Source organism: Pseudomonas sp. TNT2022 ID642 (assembly GCF_028656995.1).
Taxonomy (GTDB): Bacteria; Pseudomonadota; Gammaproteobacteria; order Pseudomonadales; family Pseudomonadaceae; genus Aquipseudomonas.
Genome location: NZ_JAMDGW010000018.1, coordinates 63049 through 79934 on the forward strand (window position 1 = coordinate 63049; position 16886 = coordinate 79934).

Annotated in this window: 15 protein-coding genes; 11 read left to right on the forward strand and 4 right to left on the reverse strand. The window is 57.9% G+C overall.

Features of this window, described 5'->3' with window-relative positions; genetic code table 11:
• Positions 1–91: 91 nt before the first annotated feature.
• Together rssB and rssC are read left to right on the forward strand one after the other, a co-directional pair.
• Positions 92–1273: a two-component system response regulator RssB gene (rssB, locus tag M5G26_RS17730; protein WP_123595031.1), complete on the forward strand. Its 1182-nt coding sequence runs from the start codon at positions 92–94 to the stop codon at positions 1271–1273.
• A complete protein-coding gene (rssC, locus tag M5G26_RS17735; protein WP_003226553.1) occupies positions 1273–1755 on the forward strand; it encodes an anti-sigma factor antagonist RssC in 483 nt (160 codons plus the stop codon). Before rssB ends, rssC begins: the two co-directional genes overlap by 1 nt.
• 191 nt (positions 1756–1946) lie before the next feature.
• Here rssC and tal read toward each other — a convergent pair whose 3' ends face one another.
• Positions 1947–2873 carry a transaldolase gene (gene tal, locus M5G26_RS17740; RefSeq protein ID WP_038362268.1) on the reverse strand — a complete coding sequence of 309 codons (927 nt, stop codon included), beginning with the start codon at positions 2871–2873 and terminating at the stop codon, positions 1947–1949.
• Between the two features lie 202 nt (positions 2874–3075).
• A complete protein-coding gene (locus M5G26_RS17745) occupies positions 3076–4032 on the reverse strand; it encodes a cellulase family glycosylhydrolase (RefSeq protein ID WP_273916083.1) in 957 nt (318 codons plus the stop codon).
• A gap of 293 nt (positions 4033–4325) precedes the next feature.
• Between M5G26_RS17745 and M5G26_RS17750 the strand changes: the two genes are divergently transcribed.
• The 8 genes from M5G26_RS17750 to M5G26_RS17785 all read left to right on the forward strand — a co-directional run bounded on the left by M5G26_RS17750 (position 4326) and on the right by M5G26_RS17785 (position 14020).
• Positions 4326–4766: a low molecular weight protein-tyrosine-phosphatase gene (locus tag M5G26_RS17750; protein WP_038362273.1), complete on the forward strand. Its 441-nt coding sequence runs from the start codon at positions 4326–4328 to the stop codon at positions 4764–4766.
• 39 nt (positions 4767–4805) lie between these two features.
• Positions 4806–7034 (forward strand): polysaccharide biosynthesis tyrosine autokinase, encoded by a 2229-nt coding sequence (locus M5G26_RS17755; protein ID WP_134177042.1) that lies wholly within the window; start codon positions 4806–4808, stop codon positions 7032–7034.
• A gap of 40 nt (positions 7035–7074) precedes the next feature.
• On the forward strand, positions 7075–8157 hold the full coding sequence (locus M5G26_RS17760; protein WP_337993675.1) for a glycosyltransferase: 1083 nt from the start codon (positions 7075–7077) through the stop codon (positions 8155–8157).
• Positions 8158–8172: 15 nt separating this feature from the next.
• On the forward strand, positions 8173–9285 hold the full coding sequence (locus M5G26_RS17765) for a polysaccharide pyruvyl transferase family protein (RefSeq protein WP_122842794.1): 1113 nt from the start codon (positions 8173–8175) through the stop codon (positions 9283–9285).
• Entirely contained in the window at positions 9282–10514 is a 1233-nt protein-coding gene (locus M5G26_RS17770) for a phosphoribosylaminoimidazole carboxylase (RefSeq protein WP_273916085.1), read from the forward strand. The genes M5G26_RS17765 and M5G26_RS17770 overlap by 4 nt, the downstream gene beginning before the upstream one ends.
• On the forward strand, positions 10505–11608 hold the full coding sequence (locus M5G26_RS17775) for a hypothetical protein (protein WP_016986717.1): 1104 nt from the start codon (positions 10505–10507) through the stop codon (positions 11606–11608). The genes M5G26_RS17770 and M5G26_RS17775 overlap by 10 nt, the downstream gene beginning before the upstream one ends.
• A 12-nt stretch (positions 11609–11620) precedes the next feature.
• On the forward strand, positions 11621–12667 hold the full coding sequence (locus tag M5G26_RS17780; RefSeq protein ID WP_273916086.1) for an acyltransferase family protein: 1047 nt from the start codon (positions 11621–11623) through the stop codon (positions 12665–12667).
• Between the two features lie 222 nt (positions 12668–12889).
• Positions 12890–14020: an SGNH/GDSL hydrolase family protein gene (locus M5G26_RS17785; protein WP_273916087.1), complete on the forward strand. Its 1131-nt coding sequence runs from the start codon at positions 12890–12892 to the stop codon at positions 14018–14020.
• A gap of 105 nt (positions 14021–14125) precedes the next feature.
• Here M5G26_RS17785 and M5G26_RS17790 read toward each other — a convergent pair whose 3' ends face one another.
• Positions 14126–14536 (reverse strand): mannose-1-phosphate guanylyltransferase, encoded by a 411-nt coding sequence (locus tag M5G26_RS17790; RefSeq protein ID WP_273916088.1) that lies wholly within the window; start codon positions 14534–14536, stop codon positions 14126–14128.
• 29 nt (positions 14537–14565) lie between these two features.
• A complete protein-coding gene (gene galU, locus M5G26_RS17795) occupies positions 14566–15399 on the reverse strand; it encodes a UTP--glucose-1-phosphate uridylyltransferase GalU (RefSeq protein ID WP_007910549.1) in 834 nt (277 codons plus the stop codon).
• Between the two features lie 390 nt (positions 15400–15789).
• On the opposite strand from galU, the gene galE reads away from it, so the two are divergent.
• Positions 15790–16806 (forward strand): UDP-glucose 4-epimerase GalE, encoded by a 1017-nt coding sequence (gene galE, locus M5G26_RS17800; protein WP_175553691.1) that lies wholly within the window; start codon positions 15790–15792, stop codon positions 16804–16806.
• The last annotated feature ends 80 nt before the right edge of the window (positions 16807–16886 follow it).

Below are 16886 nucleotides of genomic sequence, written 5' to 3' on the forward strand. Positions count from 1 at the left end.
AGTAGAGAGGCTAGAAAGCGAATCCAGTAGTCTGCGCAGGGCCAAATGCCCCGCCAACTACGCCAACCTAATTCTGGCGCCGTTTGCCCACATGCCAAAAACCAGTGCCACGCTGCTGATAATCGATGATGACGAAGTAGTGCGCGCGAGCCTCGCGGCCTATTTGGAAGACAGTGGTTTCAGCGTCCTGCAGGCCAGCAACGGCCAACAGGGTCTTCAGGTATTCGAGCAAGACACGCCCGACCTGGTCATCTGCGATCTGCGCATGCCGCAGATGGGCGGTCTCGAACTGATCCGTCAGGTCACCGAGCGATCGCCGCAAACGCCAGTGATCGTGGTGTCGGGTGCCGGCGTGATGAACGACGCGGTCGAGGCCCTGCGCCTGGGCGCGGCGGACTACCTGATCAAGCCTCTCGAAGATCTGGCTGTGCTCGAGCACTCTGTGCGCCGGGCCCTGGATCGTGCGCGCCTGCTGCTGGAAAACCAGCGCTACCGCGAGAAGCTGGAAAAGGCCAACCGCGAGCTTGAGGCCAGCCTGAACCTGCTCCAGGAAGACCAGAACGCCGGTCGCCAGGTGCAGATGAACATGCTGCCGGAAAGCCCGTGGAGCATCGACGAGTTCAAGTTCGCGCATCAGATCATCCCGTCGTTGTACCTGTCGGGTGATTTTGTCGACTATTTCCGTGTCGACGATCGCCGGGTCGCCTTTTACCTGGCGGACGTATCCGGGCATGGCGCCTCTTCAGCGTTCGTTACCGTGCTGTTGAAGTTCATGACCACGCGCTTGCTGTTCGAATCCAAGCGCAACGGCACATTGCCGGAATTCAAGCCTTCGGAGGTCCTTGGTCATATCAACCGGGGGCTGATCAGTTGTAAGCTGGGTAAACACGTCACAATGGTCGGTGGAGTCATCGACGAGGAGACCGGTTTGTTGACCTATAGCATCGGCGGCCATCTGCCGTTGCCTGTGTTGTACACGCCTGACAGTGTTCGTTATCTCGAAGGGCGTGGTCTGCCGGTGGGCCTCTTCAATGAAGCCACCTACGAAGATCACGTGCTTGAGCTGCCGCCGACGTTCAGCCTGACGCTGATGTCCGATGGCATTCTGGATCTTTTGCCAGAACCTACGCTCAAAGAAAAAGAAGCCGCTTTGCCTCAACGGGTGAAGTCGGCGGGCGGCAGCCTGGATGGTCTGCGGCAAGTGTTTGGATTGGCCACGCTAGGGGAGATGCCGGATGATATCGCCCTGTTGGTGTTGAGCAGGAATCTTTAATGAGTACCGGTAGAATCCAGTTCGCCGAGCAGGACGGCACCTTTGTCCTGAAGTTCGTCGGTGAAGTACGCCTGACCCTGTGTTCGGCGTTGGATGCGACTATTGAGAAAATCTTCACCGCGCTGAATTTCAACGCGATCGTGATCGATTTGACCGAAACCCGCAGCATCGACAGCACGACGTTGGGCCTGCTGGCCAAACTGTCGATCCTGTCGCGGCAGAAGGTCGGGCTGCTGCCGACCGTCGTCACCACCCACGAAGACATCACCCGTCTGTTGCAATCGATGGGTTTCGAGCAGGTGTTCAACATCGTCAACCACCCGGTGCCGTGCCCGGAGTGCCTGGACGACCTGCCGGATCAGGACCAGTCGGAAGAAGTGGTGCGGATCAAGGTGCTCGAAGCGCACAAGATCCTCATGGGCCTGAACGATTCCAATCGTGAAGCGTTCCATGACCTGGTGAATGCCCTCGAGCGGCATTAAGTGATGCTGACCGGACGGGCCTCTTTGCGAGCAGGCTCGCTCCCACACTGACGCGGCGTCGATCACAGATCCCCCTGGTGGGAGCGAGCCTGCTCGCGAAAGTGGCCGCAAGATCAGCAAAAATTTTTCAGCAGCCATAAAAAAGGGCGAATCCACCAGGATTCGCCCTTTTTGCATTTCCCTAACTCAAATCACAGCTTGGCCTGCAACAGCGCCTCAAGCTTCTCCTGGTCGCGGGCAAACTGACGAATGCCCTCAGCCAGTTTCTCGGTGGCCATCGCGTCTTCGTTGGACAACCAGCGGAATTGCGCTTCGTTGAGGCTCAGACGGGCTTCACCGGCGTTGCCCGGGGCCAGTTTGCGTTCCAGCTTGCCGGTATCGGCCGCCAGTTTGTCGATCAGGTCCGGGCTGATGGTCAGGCGGTCGCAGCCGGCCAGTTGCTCGATCTGGTTGAGGTTGCGGAAGCTCGCGCCCATGACCACGGTTTTGTAGTCATTGGCCTTGTAGTAGTTGTAGATACGGGTGACCGACTGTACGCCCGGATCATCGGCACCGGTGTAGTCGTTGCCGTTGGCCTTCTTGTACCAGTCGTAGATGCGGCCCACGAATGGCGAAATCAGGAACACGCCAGCGTCAGCGCAAGCGGCGGCCTGAGCGAAGGAGAACAGCAGGGTCAGGTTGGTCTGGATGCCTTCCTTTTCCAGCACTTCAGCGGCGCGGATGCCTTCCCAGGTCGAGGCGATCTTGATCAGTACGCGATCACGACCGATACCGGCCTTGTCGTACAGCTCGATCAAGCGATGCGCGCGTTTGAGCACGGCGTCCTTGTCGAACGACAGGCGTGCATCCACTTCGGTGGAGATACGGCCCGGGATCACTTTGAGAATTTCCTGACCCACTGCGACGCCGAAACGGTCGCTGGCCAGGCCGACATCGCCCTTGCAGTCGCTGACGCAGGCGTTCAGCAGCTCGGCGTAGGCCGGAATGGCCGCGGCTTTGAGCAGCAGGGAAGGGTTGGTGGTGGCGTCGACCGGTTTGACCCGGGAGATCGCTTCGAAGTCGCCGGTGTCGGCAACAACGGTGGTGAATTGTTTGAGTTGTTCCAGCTTGGAAGTCATGGGCGTGCTCTGTCCTATGGGTCTGATGACATTACCCGAGCGCTGACAGCCACTCAAGGGCGGGTACGTGTATCGATGGCCCCCGCGGCAACAACCTGAAAACGATTGTTTGAAAGGTGGGGCGGGTTATCGATGAATACGATGCCAAAACGGCCAACAGGTTCAAAGCAACCGACCTGCGTACAGGCCGGTTGTGCATGCGCTACTGGGCGTTCAACAGGGCTTCGACGGACATACGTGCCGGTTTCGGCTGACCGTCAGAGGTCAGCAGGCCGAAGTTCTTCTCGCGATCGTTGCTGCCCGAATCACTGTTCTTCCATTCGTAGATGGAGGTCAGCGGGATGTTGAGTTTTTTAACATCGCCAATAAACGCGTTGATCTTGCTCGCTTGGCCCTCTGCACCGCCGTTGGAGGCCAGTGCCGAGATACCCCACTCACTGATGATTCCGGGCACATGAAAGTTCTGCTGAATGAAGTTCTGCGCGTTGCTGATCTGCGTAGCCGTCATGCCATAGGGGTGATAGGACACCGCGCTCAGGCATTTGGGATATTCGCTGACGATGCGGTTCAGCGCCACGGTCGAAGCCGAGCCTGCGCTGGGTGGACGGGCGAAGCCGTAACCGACCACTGGGGTCGATAGCGGCTGTTCTTGCAGTGTCTTGCACACGCCGCTCATGAACGGCACGAACGTCGTATCGAAATTGCGCGTCGGCCAGTAAGTTTCCAGGTCAGGTTCATTCCATAACTCAATCGCGACCAGTTGCGCACTGTACGACTGTTGCAGCCCCGTCACGGCTTTGGCGAAGCCTTCACCGGCAGTGGTCAGCTCGGCGCTCGATGTGGCGGGTAACGCCTTGATCGCGCGGACCGTCAGCAACACCGGCAGGCCCGCAGATTGCGCCGCCGCAAAGGCGTCGCTGACCTGTTTCTGATACGCCTTGGCCGACAGGCTGTCGCTCCACACACCGAAGCGGACAAAACCGAAGCCGGCGGATTTGATCTGTGCCGCGTCGGCGGCCGTGAAGTTCTGGATCTTCACCTGCACGCCGATGTTCTTCGCCGGAAGGTTGGGAAACAGCTCGCTGGCGTGAAGCTGAGTCGTAGCCCCCGCTATCACCAGTGCCAACGCGCCGAGCTTTTTGAGATGTGTTGATTTCATGTCTGCTCTCCCGAAGAGAAGTGACAACTGCGAATAAATGATCTCGTTTCTCAATTTTCGAGTGAGGTAATGGCACTTAGTGCACGAATGTTATTTTTTGTCGGAAAACAATCACTCGAAAATCACAGTTATTTTTAGTCCGCTAATTGTGGTTGGGGGGCTTTTAAACGCTGTGGTACTTAATACTTCGGTACTAACAGGGCGAATCTATTTCCGAGTGAAGAAAGATCTGAGGGTTCATTAAACTGCTCTCGGGATGTTGGCCGTTTGACATTACACAGGAAAGTAAAACCTTGTTCAGAAAGATCCTTGTCGTTTGCGTGGGCAATATATGCCGTAGTCCGACGGCAGAACTGATGCTGCGTAACGCGCTGGCCCCCTCAGCGATCACCGTCTCCTCCGCAGGCCTTTCGGCGCGGGTGGGTGAGGGTGTAGAAGCGTCCGCCCGGCAAGTGCTCGAAGACCATGGCCATAACGCCGAAGGCTTCATGGCACGGCAACTGACCGCAGACATTGTTAATGAATCAGACCTGATTCTGGTCATGGAAAAACAGCATGTTAATCAAGTACTGAAGATTGCCTCTCACGCCAGAGGCAAAGTGTTTCTGCTCGGCAAGTGGCAGAGCGAGCGCGAAATACAAGACCCGTATCGTCAAGGCAAGGCCGCTTTTATTCATGCCCATGCATTGATTGAAGATGCTGTCAGCTCATGGGCACAACGCCTCGCGCGTTGATGAATATTCTTCAGATCAATGAATGGTAAGAACAGACTTATGCAGTTACCGTCCGTCATCGGCACCCGCGACAATGATCAAGACAGTATTGATCTTCTCGGCATATTCGGCAGTTTGATCGACCAGAAATGGTTGATCGGCGCGCTCACCGGCGCCTTCATGGTTACCGGTGTGGCCTACGCAGTATTGGCCACGCCCGTGTACCTGGCGAATGCGCTGGTGCAGGTCGAGCCGAAAAAGAACGACATGCTCGGATTCTCCGACCTCAACAGCATGCTCGGCGGGCAATCACCGTCGGTGACCGAAATCGGCATCATCAAATCCCGCGCAGTGATCGGCAAAACCGTCGACGACTTGCGCCTGGACATCGATGTTACCCCCAACACCTTCCCGATGATTGGCGGCTTTCTCGCCCGGCGTTATCGCGGCGAGACCGAAACCAGTGTCGCTGCACCGCGTTTCGGCCTGAACAGTTATGCCTGGGGCGGTGAACGTCTGGAGTTCGCCCGGCTCAATCTGCCCAAAGAACTGTTGGGCAAGAAGCTCACCCTGATCGCTGGCGAACAGAAGCGCTTCCAGTTGCTCGATGACAACGACAACCTGCTGGTAGAAGGCACCGCCGGTGAAGCCTTCGCGCAGGACGGTGTAGAAGGGCAGATCACCCAGTTGCTGGCGAATCCCGGTACGCGTTTCGAAGTGGTGCGTAACCCGCGAATCGTGACCATTCAAGGCTATCAGGACGCGCTGGACATCTCCGAGCAGGGCAAGGAATCGGGGATTATCAAACTGGCGCTGGCCAGCAGCGACGCCGCTGAAGCGGTGAAGATCCTCAACAAGATTGCTGCGCTGTACGTCGATCAGAACGTGCGTCGCACCTCGGCGGAAGCGGCGCAGAGTCTGGCTTTCCTGCAAAGCCAGTTGCCGCAGGTCAAGCGTGATCTGGCCAAGGCCAGCGATGCGTTGAACGCTTACCAGACCCACGGCAAGACCGTGAACATCTCGCTGGAAACCCAGTCGGTGCTCGGTCAGTCGGTGGCGCTGGAAACGCGAATCTCCGAGCTGAAAATGCAGCAGGCGGAGATGGATCGCAAGTTCACCAAACAGCACCCGGCCTATCGCGCGTTGATGAGCCAGATTGGCGAACTGACCCAGCAACAGAAATCGCTGGAAGGCAAAGTCGGCGATCTGCCCGCGACCCAACAAGAGTTGCTCAACCTGACCCGCGATGTCGAAGTGGCCTCGCAGATCTACACGCAGTTGCTGAACAAATCCCAGGAGCTGGACATCGTTCGCGCCGGTGCCGTGGGTAACGTGCGTCTGGTCGACGCGGCGGACGTTGACCTGACCAGCCCGGTCAAACCGAAAAAAGCCCTGATCGTGCTGATCGCCACCTTCCTCGGCGCTTTTGTCGGCGTGGCCTTGGTGCTGCTGCGCAAATCCCTGAGCCGCGGCCTCGAAGGCCCGGAAGCTATCGAGCAACTCGGTTTGCCGGTGTACGCGTCGATTCCGTACAGCGCCTTGCAGGATGAAGAAGACAACAAAAAAGGCCGCGCCCGCGACGGAGTCGACAAACCGGCATACCTGTTGGCCCTGCGCAACCCGACAGATCTGTCGATCGAATCGATCCGCAGCCTGCGCACCTGCCTGCACTTCGCCGGGCTCGATTCGACCAACAACCGCATCATGATTTCCGGGCCGAGCCCGCAGGTCGGCAAGACTTTCGTTTCGTCCAACCTCGCCGCGGTCATGGCTTTGAGCGGCCAGCGCGTGGTGCTGATCGATGCCGACATGCGCAAAGGTCACCTGCACAAAACCCTCAACACGCCGATCACCAACGGCTTGTCCGACCTGCTCGTCAAGCGCTGCAGCATCGATCAGGCAATCAACAAGGTCGAAATCGACAACCTGCACTTCATCAGCCGTGGTCAGGTCCCGCCGAATCCTTCCGAACTGCTGATGCACGCCAACTTCCGCGAATTGCTCGCCGAACTGAGCGAACGCTACGACCTGGTGATCATCGATACGCCGCCGCTGCTGGCGGTGACTGATGCGGCCATCGTCGGCCGTGAAGCCGGGATCAGCCTGATCGTCACGCGCTTCGGGGTGAACCCGGCCAAAGAAATCGAACTGACCATCCGCCGCTTTGCGCAGAACGGCATCGAGTTGAAAGGCGCGGTGTTCAACGGCGTCGAGAAGCGTGCGGCCAGTTACTACGGCAACGGCGGCAACGGTTATTACAACTACGAATACGCGTCCGACAAATCCTGACTGTCAGCGACTGTTTTTTCCTGTTTGAAGTGGGTGATTTGTGAAGAAAATACTGCACGTGGCAGAGACGATCAAAGGTGGCGTCGCGACGGTGATCCGGACGATTTCGGCTTCGCCTGAAGGCGATGCGGCGAACTACGAGCTGGTGTATCTGGTCCCGGAGGATCAGGCCAAAGAGTTACACGGCATCGGTGCGCAACAGATCCGCACCTTCCCGCGTACCGGGCGCAATGTGCCGTCGTTGCTGCGTTTCGCCTGGCGCCTGACCCAGGTGATGCTCAAGGAAAAACCCGATGTCGTGCATTTGCACAGCACCTTTTCCGGGGTGATCGGTCGTTGCGTGTGTGTGCTGCTGCGACCGTGGCTCAAGCCGAAAATCGTCTACTGCCCGCACGCGTTTTCGTTCCTGATGGAAAGCTCGCCGACCAAGCAGAAAGTCTATGCGTGGATCGAGCGGGTGCTACAGAAAGTCACCGACGTGATCATTTGCGTCAGCCAGTACGAACTCGATAAAGCCGCGCGTTTCGGCATCGAGCGCAAGCGCATGAAGCTGATCTACAACGGCATTCACCGCAAGGATGACGCGCCGAAAGCGGCGAGTCCCGAGCCGATTCATCTGCTCTTCGTCGGTCGCCTTGATTATCAGAAAGGCTTCGACGTGCTGCTCAAGGCCTTCGCCAACGTGCAGCGCAAAGACTTGAAACTGACCGTGGTCGGCAGCGCGGTGAACGAGGACTCGGTGGAGTGCCCACCGATGGACTCTGTTGAATACCTGCCATGGGTCACGCCGAGCGAAGTGCAGGCGCTGTACCAGAAAGCCGATGCGCTGATCGTGCCGAGTCGCTGGGAAGGTTTCGCCATGGTGCCGCTGGAAGGCATGGCCATGGGCTTGCCGGTGATCGCCAGCAATTGCACGTCGCTGCCGGAACTGGTCACCAATGAAGTGTCCGGCTACGTCTTTCCCTCCGGTGATCACCAGGCGCTGGCGGATGTGCTGACCATCATCCAGAAGCCGCGCCTGCTCGACCTCGGCAACCAAGGTCGGAGCATCGTCCGCGAGCGTTTCAGTGCCGCGTTGATGATTCGCCAGACCTACGACCTGTACCGCGCTCCCACTTTTTAAGTAGAACTCAAGCATATGAACGTAACGATTTTGCATGGCTACAGTGCCTCCAACTCCGGTGACGGCTTGCTCGTCGATCTGGCCATCGCCCTTGTGCAGCGCAACTTTGGTGAAGACACCGCGATCAGCGTGGTCGCTTCCGATCCGGATTCTTTCAGCTACTTGCCGCACCCGCGTTTTGACGCACCGGTGATGGCGGCCAAGGGTTTGGGCCGGGTCAAGCAAGCGGTGTTCCTTAATCAGTCCTACGCCGGGCTGGCGGATCTGCTGAAGAAAACCGACCTGATCGTCGGCGTCGGCGGCGGCTACATGCGCTCGAAAAGTGCTTTCGAACACATCAAGTTGAAACTCGGCCACGCCAAACAACTGGAAACCGCGATCCTCAGCAAAGTGCCGTCGGTGTACCTGCCGCAAAGCATCGGTCCGTTCCACGGCGAGAGCAGCAAGATCGTCGAGCACTACGCAAGCGCCGATGCGGTGTTCGTGCGCGACAATCGCTCTTCGGCGATTTTCGATGCCTGCGCCAACGTCTACCGCGCGCCGGATCTGGCGGTGCAGTCGCTGGCGAGCAAAATCCTCCAGCAAGCGAAGTTCACCCGCTGCGCGTCGTCGCCAGCCACGGTCTGCGTGGTACTGCGCAAGCCGCCGGAGTGGAGCAAGGAAAAGAAAGTCGCTTACGTGGCCAATCTGAAGTTGCTGCTGCAGCGTTTGAAGAACAAAAGCAAAGTGGTTTGCGCCGTCCAGAGCGCGGTGCGTGGCAACGATGACGGCGCGTTCTATCGAGAACTGGGCATCACCGAAGACTTGTTGTCGTTGAAAGCAACGATTGCCAAATATCAGCCGGACCTGGTGATTTCCGTGCGCCTGCACGGCGCTATCGAGTCGCTGCTATCCGGCGTGCCGGCGTACCACATCAGCTACGAGCGCAAAGGCTTCGGCGCCTATCAGGACATGGGCGTCGAGGACTGGGTGATCAACGGCGGCGACATCAATGTCGACACCATCATCAACACGGTTTACGCGCCGAATGCACTGGCGGATTTCGGCAAGCGCCTGACCGACACCTGCCGTGAAATCGAAGCGAAAACCGTGGCCATGGACGAGATCATCAAAGGTGTCGTTCGATGATATTTCGGCTGCTGCTTCGCGGCGGAGCGTTAGGCGCGAAGTTTTTGCTGGTGTTGGCGATCACCCATTACCTCGGGTATGAGGCGCTGGGTTTTTATGGCGTGGTGGTCGCTGCATCGCTGATTGCGTCGAAGTTCTACAGCGTCGGTTTCAGTTCCGAGATCAATCGCTTGATCAGCGTCGGCGGCAGTTCGCGCCGCGTGGTCGACAAAGTCCTGCTGCTGTATCTGGCAGTGGGACTGGTGCTGTCGGTGGTGACGGTGCTGATTTATTCACTGTTCCAGACAGTGGAAGCGACCGCCGCGCTGATCCTTTGTGTGACCTTGGTGTTGCTCACTGAGCACCTGTCGTTCGAGATCAACTCGTTCGTGTTTTCTGCGCAGAAAGCCACGGCGGGCGCATTGCTGTTCTTCATCAAGACCGGCCTGTGGGCGGTGTTGGCCGTGGGCGGGATGATGCTCGGCTGGGTGTCGGGTATTGCCAGTGTGTTGTGGTTGTGGGTCGCCGCCAACGTGCTGGTGATCATCGCCGGTTACCTGATCGTGGTGAATGTGCACAAGGGGCGAGTCGCCGGCACGTTGGCCACGGCCACGGTGTGGAAGGCTGGTTTGCCGTTCTACCTCGGTACCGGGTTGATTGCGTTGAGTCAGTACGCCGAGCGTTTTCTGATCGCTGACCTCGAACCGTACGCCAAACTGGGTCAATACGTGTACGCGTGGTCGGCGGCGAACACCTTGCAGGCGTTGTCGTACGCGGTGGTCGCGGTGGTCGGGATTCCGCTGTTGGCCAAGCGTTTTCAGGCTGATCAGCAGGCATTCACGGTCAAGCAACTGTTCATCAACAAGTGGGTCATGCGCTCGCTAGTCGTGTCGGCTGCGGTGGCGGTGGCGATCTATGTGTTTTTCAACGTGGTGCTCGATTACGTCGCCACCAGCGTGCCGCGTCCGGACAATGCGATCCTCGGCGTGCTGATTTTTTCCTTCGCCTTGCGTGCGATTGGCGACATTGTCTGGGGCGGTTTGATTGCCTCGAAAAACAGTCGCGTATCGCTCGCCAGCGCGGCGATCTGTCTGCTGGTTTCAGTGCCGGTCAGCTATGTGTTGATCAAGTACTATTCGATTTATGGCGCGGCGTGGGGCAACGTTTTCGCGATCATCGTGCAGCTCGGTGTAATCGCCTTACTGACCCGCGTGACCGGTGCGAAGAAGGCTGCCGTGTCATGGGCCTGAAACTGCCGTGCATCGAGTTTCGTGGCAAGCGACTCGATTCGTATGTCTCGTTCCTGATCCTCTTCACCGGGTTGTTTCTGTCGGTGGCCATGCCGCTGTTGATCCCGCGTGATCCAGGGCCGGATGCGATGACCTTGTGGTCGTCCTACGCCCGTGCAGACAACTGCAACTTCTGGAACCCGTTCTCCCCCGATCGCTCGTCCTACGAGTGTTCGGCGTTCCTGCTGCGGCCCACCGGGATCAACCTGACCAATGCCTGGGCTTACGGCATGTTCTGCAATTTTTTCCTCACGGCGATTCCGGTGGTGGTGTTCCGCCGCATGCCGTTGGCGATCTTCGGCACCCTGTGTCTGTGGGGCATTGTGCGTTCGTTTTTCCTGGAGAACCTGACCAAGGAAATCATCGTGTCGGTGGCGGTGTTGAGCATTCTGCTCAGCTCGCTGACGCGCAAATATCGCGGCGGATTCTTTCTCTCGGCGGTGATCTACGGCGTGCTGATCCGGCCTTACTGGATTCTGTTTTCGCTGTCGTGGGTCGGCGTCTGCGTGATGAAGAAGTACGTGTCGCGCACGACCTTCTTTCTGATGCTGTTCCTGTTCTACCTCGCGGTGGCCATGTCAATTCAGCTTGCCCTGGGTTTTCCGGTGTCGTCGATTCGCGCCAGCAACAACGAGTTGCGCACGGCGGGCGAGGAGGGTTCGAAATCGTTGATCGTGTCGTGGCTCAGCGGCAGCGACTTCGTTTCGCAGGCGCTGGACTCGATGATCATCTTCTTCCGCTTGTCGTTCCCGGTGGAGCTGATTCTGCTGTCCGGGCCGGGGCAGGTGATCTTCGTGGCGTTGATGATCATGACCGCGTTGCTGCTGTTCAAAGTCATCACCTCGACCGATTACAAAGGCGCGCCGATCCAGACCAAACCCAAGGAACTGATCGCGATTCCGCTGGCGTTTCTGCTGGTGCAAGGTCTGTTCGAGCCGGACTTCGGCTCCTTCGCCCGGCACTTCTCGATGGTGGTGCCGGTGTTGTTCGTTGGCCTGGGCTTGATGCTGCGGGCGAACAAACCGGTGCAAGTCGAATCACGAATTCTGAATTGAGGCAGGTGCTTTATGTCGAACAAGAAAAAGTCCCTGGAGATTGAAACCCTGCGTGGCCTGGCGTGCCTGCTGCTGGTGCTCTATCACGTCATCGGGCCGTTGGGCGGCGGGTTGAAGATCGATATCGGCTCGCCGTTCCGGGTGATCGCCGATTCGATGGTGTACGTGCGTATGCCGCTGTTCACGTTTATTTCCGGGTACATCTATTCGATCTACAAAATTCGCGGCAATGACTTTTCCGCATTTTTCAGCGGCAAGGTGCGGCGCTTGATCGTGCCGCTGTTTTGCGTCGGTGTGCCGTTCTCGGTGTTGCAGGCGGTGGGGCCGGGGGTGAACAAGGATGTTGGCGTGCTCGACGCGTTGTTGTCGTTCTGGGTGCCGATCAATCACTTCTGGTTCCTGCAGGCGGTGTTCATCATTTTCATGTTCGTCGGGCTGCTGGAGTGGCGCGGGATGTTGCGCTCGGCGACGCGGTTGTATGGGCTATTTGCGTTTGCGGCTGTGTTGTTTCTGCTGCCGCCGTTCAAGTTCGATGCGTTCGGGATCAACGGCGCGATTTATCTGCTGCCGTTTTTTGTCGCGGGGATGATTGGCCAGGAAAATGTCGACGTGTTGAAGCAGCGCTTCAAGGTGATCGGGCCGCTGGTGTTTGTGCTGATTTCGCTGACGCTGCTGTATGTCGCGGCGATTGATCGTGAGTTGATTGTTGATCGCCGCAGCTTGATCGGGTTGACCGTGGGTTGCGTGTCCTGCATCGCGTTGCTGTCGAGTGATATGCGCTCGAAGGCGCTGACCTGGCTCGGTGGTTATTCCTATGCGATCTTCCTTTTCCATGTGCTGTTTGCGGCGACGTCGCGGTTTGTGCTGGGGCGGTTGGGGGTGAAGGATGAGAGCCTGCTGGTGCTCGGCGGCTTGAGTTGTGGCTTGCTCGGGCCGGTGGTGTTGTCGATGATTTTCAGCCGGTTCAATTTCACCTCTGTGTTGTTCCTTGGGGAGCGGGCGGCGAAGAAGAAACCGTTGGTGCCTGTCACTCCGGTGGTGCAACCACAAAACAGCTAAGAGCTTCGCGAGCAGGTCGAATCGTCGCACCGTCGCTCCCACAGTGGATCCGTGTCGTACACAAGATCTCTTGTAGGAGCTGCGGCACGCTGCGATCTTTTGATTTTGTTTTTGAAGCGCAGGATCAAAAGATCGCAGCCTCGTTTCACTCGACAGCTCCTACAGTTGATCTGTGTACATCCCGTTATTCAGTGGGCCATTCCAGACTGAAGGAAATTTTGCATGTTGGCAGTAGATGACGCGCAACCCGTCGCAGCGTCGGTGGTTCAGGTGGGCGACGCCCGCGAGCGATTCGCGCAATGGCGTGAAGGCAAGGCCGGCAAGGTGCTGTCGGTCTCGGTGATCGGCGACAGCTACAGCGCCGGGCAGGATTTCTACCTGAACAAACTGGTGCAGCGCGTGGCCGGAGAGGTGGGTTTTGCCGGGCCGGGTTATGTCGGCTTCAACCACGGCGCGGCGCTGGGCGGTACACATTTCAAATACACCCGCAGCAGTGACAAGTACTTTGGCGGCGACTGGAAGGTTTCAGAGTTGGGGCAAGCAAGCCCGGACAGTCGCACGGTAACAGGCCGGCCCGGCGCATGGTTGCAAGTGGATGCGAGTCCTACGCCGCGTATCGATACCGCTGTCACTCAGGCGAAACTGCTTTACCTCGGCACTGGCGAGTCCGCTGAGATCCGTTACCGCTGGGCACCTTCAGAAGATTGGCAGCCGATGACGCTGACAGGCGCTGGGGTTCAGGAAGTGCCATTGGCAGGCCTGTCTGCAGCGAAAGACTGGTCCTTCAAACTGGAAGTGGTGAAGGGCGCGCCGACGTTGTTCGGGCTGTGGATGAGCAACGATCAGAACGGCGTGCGGGTCTCGAAACTGGCGGCCTCCGGTGCGGCCTCTGCGGACTTCTATCACAAGGACCCGCAATGGCAAGTGCAGTGGAAAGCTGCCGTGTCGAAGATCCCCGCTGACGTTTACCTGATCATGCTCGGTGGCAATGACCAAGGCTTCGGCGTGAAGCCAGCGCAGTATCTGCAGAACGTTCAGGGGCTGGTGGGCATGCTGCGCGAGATTCAACCGGCGGCGAGTATCAACTTGATCATGCGCCAGGACACCACGCGCTCCAGCGCTTATCCGATGTCGGCGTATGCGCAGGTGCTTGAGCCGTGGGCGCGGGAGCAGCATCTGGGGTACGCCAATCTTCAGTGTGCGTTCGGGCCGGACGTTAAACGCTACGCGGCGGCGATGATCGGCCCGGACAAGATTCACCCGGTGCCGGCCACGGGCGGGAAGGTCATTGCTGATTACTTTTATGGCTGGATCATGGGCGCCAAGGATCGTTGCGACACCCTCCCGAAATAACCACAAAACCCCTGTAGGAGCTGCCGAAGGCTGCGATCTTTTGATCTTTTTTTTAAGATCAAGATCAAAAGATCGCAGCCTTCGGCAGCTCCTACAGGGGACAGTTCAGGCGTCGGTGAACGTGTCGATCTGATCGAGCAATTCCGCGATCTTCTGCGGCATCAGCCGTGTATCACAACGGGTTTCCACGTTGATGATGATCGCCGGGTCGTTGCAGCAAATCCGCACGCGAAAGCGCCAGTCGCTGAAGATCACTTTCAGGCCATCCTGGTCATCCATCTCCAACGCCTGCTCGCCATACAGCTTTTTCAGATGCGCAAGCAGCGGATAGGGATCGCGCAGCGGCCGGCGGATATCACCGGACGCCGGAAACACGCCGATCCGCTCCACCAGCAGAATCGTGCCCAGCCAGGTTTCGTTGGCGCTGGGCAACGGTTGATGGCGGGACAGCCAGCTCATCACCCCGAGGTTACCCACCTCGCGTTCAATCTCTACGGAATGTTGTGCAATGTTCATGGTGGCCTCGTTGGGTGAAGGGAGCCGTCTCAGCGGCCCTTGAGGTAAACGTTTTCGTAGCAGAAATTGGTCGCCTGCAAGTAACCCTCGGCGTCACCGCAGTCAAAGCGCAGGCCTTTGAATTTGTAGGCCAGCACGCAACCGTTCTGCGCCTGTTTCATCAGCGCGTCGGTGATCTGGATCTCGCCGCCCTTGCCCGGTTGTGTGTCGGCGATCAGGTCGAAGATGTCCGGGGTGAGGATGTAGCGGCCAATGATCGCCAGGTTCGACGGCGCATCTTGCGGGGCCGGTTTTTCCACCATGTTGTTGACCCGATAGATGCCGTCGGACATCAGTTCGCCGGCGATGACGCCGTACTTGTGAGTCTGGTCGGCCGGGACTTCCTGGATGGCGACGATCGAGCAGCGGAATTTCTTGTACAGCTCAATCATCTGGGTGAGCACGCCGTCACCTTCGAGGTTCAGGCACAGGTCATCGGCCAGTACCACGGCGAACGGCTCGTCGCCGATCAGCGGACGACCGCTGAGAATCGCGTGGCCCAGGCCTTTCATTTCCACCTGACGGGTGTAGGAGAAGGTGCAGGTGTCGATCAGCTCGCGGGTGCCGGCGAGGAATTTCTCTTTCTCGGTACCACGGATCTGGTGTTCGAGTTCGTAGCTGATGTCGAAATGGTCTTCCAGCGCACGCTTGCCGCGACCGGTGACGATGGCCATGTGTTGCAGACCGGCGTCCCGCGCTTCTTCAACGGCGTACTCGATCAACGGCTTGTTGACGATCGGCAGCATCTCTTTCGGCATGGCTTTGGTGGCCGGCAAGAAGCGCGTGCCATAGCCGGCAGCGGGGAACAAACATTTACGAATCATAAAAGTATCCTGGACAGTCATGGAACACAGGCGACAGATGCGCGCACTAATAAAGGGCGTACAAGTTCAATGTTGGATTGAAGGCTTACTTTAATACCTGAGTCAGGTTGTTAATGGCAAATGCCAGTGGCGGTAAAACACGACAATGTTATGAGATGTCGGTAAGTGCGTTATTAGTTATTTTTAGTCGGTATCTGTTGATAGTGATGAGCGCACAGGGAGTGCTAATAAGTACCAAGCAATACAGTGTGACCTGCAAAAATATTTATTGCCAGTCATTGAACTAGTTTTGTTTTCGGTTGTTGTCGCCTGTTTGTGTGGATTGTGACACATCTTCAATAAATCAGGCTTGACACGCTACTTGTCACTCATCCAAAGACGGATAGCACTATGAAGATTCTGGTAACGGGTGGTGCCGGCTATATCGGCTCGCATACCACACTTGCATTGCTTGAAGCAGGTTATGAAGTTGTTGTACTGGATAATCTTTGCAACAGCAGTGAAGCCGCGTTGCACGCCGTTGAGGGCATTTGCGGCAAGAGTGCCTGGATGATCCGCGGCGATGTCTGTGACCGGGCACTGCTCGATCGGATTTTCCGCGAACACAACATCGAAGCGGTGCTGCATTTTGCCGGCCTGAAGGCGGTCGGCGAGAGTGTGCGCAAGCCGCTCGAGTACTACGAGACTAACGTCAGCGGCAGCATCAACCTGTGCCAGGCGATGGCGGCGGCAGGGGTGTTTCGCCTTGTGTTCAGCTCGTCGGCCACAGTCTACGGCGAGCCAGAGCAGATGCCGATCCGTGAGGATTTCCCCACCGGCAATCCGACCAATCCCTACGGCCAATCCAAGCTGATCGTCGAGAATGTCCTGCGTGACCTGAGCCTGGCCGAGCCGCGCTGGAGCATCGCCTTGCTGCGCTACTTCAACCCGATCGGCGCTCACCATAGCGGCGATATGGGCGAAGACCCCAACGGCATCCCGAATAATCTTGTGCCTTACATCAGCCAGGTCGCGGTCGGCAGCCTTCAGGAGTTGTCGATCTTCGGCAACGATTACCCGACGGTCGACGGCACCGGCGTGCGCGATTACATCCACGTCGTCGATCTGGCCGACGGCCACTTGAAGGCGCTGCAGTCCATTTCCGAACGCACTGGTATTCATACCTGGAACCTCGGCACTGGCGACGGCTATAGCGTGCTGCAAGTGCTCCACGCGTTTGAACAGGCCTGCGGGCAACCGGTGCCATACCGGATGATGCCGCGTCGCTCCGGGGATATCGCCGAGAGTTGGGCCGACGCCTCCAAGGCTGCGAAGGAACTTGGCTGGAAAGCCACGCGCAACTTGCAGGACATGGTCACTGATACTTGGCGCTGGCAATCGAACCACCCCAAAGGCTACTTGCGATGATGGCCATTTAACCCAATGTTATTTTCAGTCAGCTTGTTAGATAACGTCGGGAAATTACACTGGCAATGCCTTTTGCAAGT